7 protein-coding genes and 1 pseudogene are annotated in these 4,053 nt (G+C 60.1%); 6 read left to right on the top strand and 2 right to left on the bottom strand.

Annotated elements, in window-relative coordinates:
• A pseudogene (locus ACFFNA_RS34635) lies at positions 1–543 on the top strand (IS701 family transposase); the annotation flags it as partial.
• A 56-nt stretch (positions 544–599) separates the two neighbouring features.
• Here ACFFNA_RS34635 and ACFFNA_RS34630 read toward each other — a convergent pair.
• On the bottom strand, positions 600–1,031 hold the full coding sequence (locus ACFFNA_RS34630; RefSeq protein WP_378924380.1) for a PIN domain-containing protein: 432 nt from the start codon (positions 1,029–1,031) through the stop codon (positions 600–602).
• A 3-nt stretch (positions 1,032–1,034) separates the two neighbouring features.
• Positions 1,035–1,271, bottom strand: a complete 237-nt coding sequence (locus ACFFNA_RS34625; protein WP_095090524.1) for a type II toxin-antitoxin system Phd/YefM family antitoxin — start codon at positions 1,269–1,271, stop codon at positions 1,035–1,037.
• A gap of 271 nt (positions 1,272–1,542) precedes the next feature.
• Here ACFFNA_RS34625 and ACFFNA_RS34620 point away from each other — a divergent pair, with 271 nt between their 5' ends.
• From ACFFNA_RS34620 to ACFFNA_RS34600, 5 genes are all read left to right on the top strand, one after another.
• Complete coding sequence (locus tag ACFFNA_RS34620) at positions 1,543–1,845, top strand: DUF982 domain-containing protein (protein WP_095090292.1); 303 nt, start codon at positions 1,543–1,545, stop codon at positions 1,843–1,845.
• Between the two features lie 64 nt (positions 1,846–1,909).
• Positions 1,910–2,107, top strand: coding sequence for a hypothetical protein (locus tag ACFFNA_RS34615; protein ID WP_143748889.1), 198 nt, complete (start codon positions 1,910–1,912; stop codon positions 2,105–2,107).
• A 214-nt stretch (positions 2,108–2,321) separates the two neighbouring features.
• Positions 2,322–3,428, top strand: coding sequence for an IS5 family transposase (locus ACFFNA_RS34610; protein ID WP_378924379.1), 1,107 nt, complete (start codon positions 2,322–2,324; stop codon positions 3,426–3,428).
• A 59-nt stretch (positions 3,429–3,487) separates the two neighbouring features.
• Positions 3,488–3,760, top strand: coding sequence for a hypothetical protein (locus tag ACFFNA_RS34605; protein WP_378924378.1), 273 nt, complete (start codon positions 3,488–3,490; stop codon positions 3,758–3,760).
• A gap of 96 nt (positions 3,761–3,856) precedes the next feature.
• Positions 3,857–4,053 (top strand): IS630 transposase-related protein (locus ACFFNA_RS34600; protein ID WP_378924377.1); only part of this gene is annotated, 197 nt, incomplete at its 3' end.

Genomic DNA, 4,053 nt, shown 5'->3' with positions numbered 1-4,053 from the left:
TTGGCTGTCGATATGATACGGCGTGCGCTGGCAGCCGATGTGCCGTTTTCATGGGTGGCCGCAGATGCGGTGTATGGCGTCGGGGACGTCGAAGGAACCCTGCGGCGAGCCTGCAAAGGCTACGTTCTTGGGGTCAAGTCGGACCACCATTTCGGCTCTTGGTCGGGGAAGCCTCCGGTCGCCGGCACAGCTCAGGAGATCGCCCGTGATCTCGATCCAAGTGCATGGCAGCGTCTTTCCGCCGGTGAGGGCACCAAAGGCGCGCGGCTTCATGACTGGGCCTACTGCGAACTCGCCGATCTCGATGCCGACGAATATAACGAGACGAAATCGGGGCTTTGGACCCGTGGCCTCCTGATCCGGCGCAATATCAGCGACGGCGATCTCGCATTCTTCACCACATGGTGCCCGGCCGGGACGGGCATCCAGACGCTCGTTTCCGTGGAAGGCCATCGCTGGGCGATCGAAGACAGCTTCGAGACCGCCAAGAACGAGCTCGGACTCGATCACAACGAAACCCGGTCATGGCATGGCTGGAGGCGCGCCCATCAGGCGGCCGCTCGACGAGCTCACCTAAAATCTAGAATGCAACTGTAATGCTAGGATAGACAAGGTCCCGGTTGCCCATGTTCCAACCAGTTTTCGAGTGCCAGTCCAGGCACGAGGGAAAACTCGCGCTCATTGTCTGTGACCGGCGTGGCGTCGATCGCCAACGCTTGCGCGGCAATCCATGTATCGTTGGCCCCAATTGGCGTTCCTTGAAGCTCCAGAAATGCTCGAACCTTCGCATAATGTCGCGTTGTGTCGTAGTCGACTCCGACAAACGGGAGCCGTTGAGCCAGCGCGGCCAAGCGAGCGCGGTTGCGGTCGCCATAAGCGCTGTTCTCGGCGCCGAATTCTAGTTCGCCCAGCACAATGGCAGAGAGCCGCATGGCGCTCAGTTGCTCGGACTCCGATCGTCCACGCACCTCGATCCGACCTTTCATAGCCGCTATCAGGATATTCGTGTCGAGAAGGTAGAGTGACGTCACAATCTAACCGTCCAACGAAGTCTCATGTTCAGCCTGCTTGTCGTCAGGCGCGACCAGATCGATTTCATCGGCGTCTGCCCAAAAATCACGAAAGGCGTCGGCCGCCACGCGGGGATGGTCGGGAACAAGGCGCGCGATCACCTTGCCGTGCCTGGTGACGGCGATTTCTTCGCCAGCTTCGACTTCCGCCAGCAAAGCTGAGAAGCGGGATTTCGCCTCCACTACGGTGATGCTTTTCATCGGCGTCTCCATAAAATGACCATGTGGCCAGAATATATGTGCAAGAGCACGTCGTCAAACGAACCCTGCACCGTCGGGTCACAGACGTGATTCCGCAGCCTCATGTAAGATTCGTCGAATTGCACCTGCGGACTTCTCGATCACAACTCCGCAAGCCGCCGCTTTCGTGTTGAACCGTCATCGCCTTGACAACACATTCTGCTATCGTGAGCGGGTTCCGGTGATGCATCTGTTCGCACAAATTAGCTGTTCAGCAGATCGGGAGGAAAGAATGAACGCTGAGGCTTTCGGCACCCCGCTGTTCGTGAAACGTGACACATACATCGTACAAGAGATTGCGGACCTCGCGGACGCCATCGATTTCCTCACTGAATGGCCAGACGATCGCAGGGACGGAGTCCACGAGATCGCCCTTAGGACGTGCTATGATGCCTATGATGGGCGAAAGCCTGTGAGTGCTGCCCGCAACGCCTTTTTTGGCTTTGCGAAACGGGTCGCCATATTGGAGGATGAAACTTCCGCGATGCAGTGGCTCGCCGCCTGCAAGTCGGGCACCGGAAAGGTGCAAGCATAGGTTTTGGCCACTTCTGCTGCTGGGACTTCGTGGATGGCTAGAGGCGCGTTGAGGGAGGTTCGCCATGCCGCACAACAGTTTTGCTCGTCCAGAGCAATTGGCAATGCTCAGCAAGGCCCTCGCGGAGCTAGGCGGCCATTTCCCGCCGGACAGCCCCGAACGCGAGGCCTTGGCCGCGAAGATCATGGCGCTGTTCGAAAGCGGGGCCGGCACGCTGAAAGAGATCAAGAAGGCGCTGAGCGACCGAGACGCTGCTCCTTGAACCTCACTGGCCTTGTCCGGTCCCAAGGGGTGAAAGCGGCTAGCCCGTAGCAGCAGGCGGTTTCCGTTCTTGCTGCGGATCCAGCCGATGGGCGCTACCAGCCTGCGGCCGTTTGACAAGCCGGCCATCGGGGCGCTAGCAGGCTGTTGAAGAAGTGCTAGCGCAGGCGTGGGGAGCGTGATTCACTGATCTCAGACTGATTTGGGATTGGTAGATGCGCGGATCGGACGAGCGGACTGGCTCTCTTTTTTCGTATGTTGACCTTGAGGCACGTGTGCGGCGGGATCATCCGCTGCGGACGATCCAAGAGATCGTCAATGCAGCGCTTGCTGACATGGACGGCGATTTTGCAGTGCTTTATCCGCCAGGGTTCGGCCGCCCGTCGATAGCGCCGGAGCGGTTGCTGCGTGCAATGCTGCTGCAGGCCTTCTATGGCATCCGCTCGGAGCGTCAGTTGATGGAGCGCATGGAGTTCGATCTTCTGTTCCGCTGGTTCGTGGGGCTTGGCGTTGATGATCGGCCCTGGGATCATTCGAGCTTCACCAAGAATCGAGACCGTTTGCTGGAAGGCGAGATCGCGGCGAAGTTCCTGCGCGCGGTGCTTGCGCAGCCGAAGATAAAGCGGCTGTTGTCGTCGGAGCATTTCTCGGTGGACGGGACACTGATCGACGCCTGGGCCTCGATCAAGAGCTTCAGGCGCAAAGACGGGGGCGACAACGATCCGGACGGTGCGGGCCGCAACGCCGAACGCGGCTTCCACAAGGAGAAGCGCTCCAACGACACGCACCAGAGCACGAGCGACCCACAGGCCCGGCTCTACAAGAAGGGCGACGGTCAGCCGGCGAAGCTGTGCTACATGGGCCATGCGCTGATGGAGAACCGTCATGGGCTGGCGGTCGACGGCGGCGTCACCCAGGCGACAGGCACGGCCGAGCGGGAGGCCGCGCTCGCGATGGTGGAGCGCCGGCCATCGCGACGGCGCATCACGCTCGGCGCCGACAAGGCCTATGACGTGCGCGCTTTCATCAAGGACCTGCGCGAGCACAAGGTCACGCCGCATATCGCCGTCGATGGTCACCTCAGTAAAACGGGCAAGCCTCGCGTGACGGCGATCGATGACCGCACGAAGCGCCATCCAGGCTATGAAGTCAGCCAGCGCTGCCGCAAGCGGATCGAAGAGGTGTTTGGCTGGATCAAATCATCCGCCGGCATGGCTAAGGTCAAGTTGCGGGGATGCGCCCGCGTGGGCGCGGCCTTCACCTTGAACCTGGCCGCCTACAACCTGATCCGCCTGCCCAAACTGCTGGCAGCGCCGGCATGAGCCTCGTGGGGCGCTGGCGGATCGTTGAGATGCCCGACTATGTCGAAGACTATCCCGACATGATGGAGGCCGCCTACATTCTCTTCGAAGCCAATGGTTCGGGCGAATTCGCCTTCGGCTGCGTCACCGGACAGATCTTCGGTGCCGGCGATGGCAACCACGCCGCCTTCTCTTGGCAAGGCAATGACGAAATGGACGAGGCTCAGGGCGACGGCTGGGTTGAAATCCAACCAGATGGCTCTATCGGCGGACAAATCTGCTTCCATGGCGGCGATGAAACAGACTTCATCGCTCGCAGATGGACTTCTTCAACAGCCTGCATGACGCAGTAAGACTAGAGCGGTTTTCCCTTAATCGGAGTCGTTTGTTTGCAGTGAACGGCTTGTTCTGATTCCCTGATCGAAGTGATTTGCGGAAGGAGCAGCGGCATGGCACGAGCTTACAGCCTGGATTTGCGGACGCGTGTTATCGAGGCGATAGAGGCAGGCCTGTCGACCCGAGAAGCGGCACGGCGGTTTGCGATCGGGATATCGACGTCTGGTGCATGGTATCGGGCCTGGCGTTCGAGCGGCAATCTGGAACCTGGGCGGCAGGGCAAGCCGAAGGTATCGAAGCTGGACGCGCA

Origin of the sequence: Mesorhizobium kowhaii (assembly GCF_042431665.1) — a bacterium.
Classification (GTDB): domain Bacteria; phylum Pseudomonadota; class Alphaproteobacteria; order Rhizobiales; family Rhizobiaceae; genus Mesorhizobium; species Mesorhizobium kowhaii.
This window is presented reverse-complemented; position numbering and strand designations above follow the sequence as displayed.

Excerpts from the sequence above, each read along its gene's own strand:
- ACFFNA_RS34625 (WP_095090524.1), bottom strand. The coding sequence starts at position 1,271 with ATGAAAAGCATCACCGTAGTGGAGGCGAAATCCCGCTTCTCAGCTTTG.
- ACFFNA_RS34620 (WP_095090292.1), top strand. The coding sequence starts at position 1,543 with ATGAACGCTGAGGCTTTCGGCACCCCGCTGTTCGTGAAACGTGACACA.
- ACFFNA_RS34615 (WP_143748889.1), top strand. The coding sequence starts at position 1,910 with ATGCCGCACAACAGTTTTGCTCGTCCAGAGCAATTGGCAATGCTCAGC.
- ACFFNA_RS34610 (WP_378924379.1), top strand. The coding sequence starts at position 2,322 with ATGCGCGGATCGGACGAGCGGACTGGCTCTCTTTTTTCGTATGTTGAC.
- ACFFNA_RS34605 (WP_378924378.1), top strand. The coding sequence starts at position 3,488 with ATGATGGAGGCCGCCTACATTCTCTTCGAAGCCAATGGTTCGGGCGAA.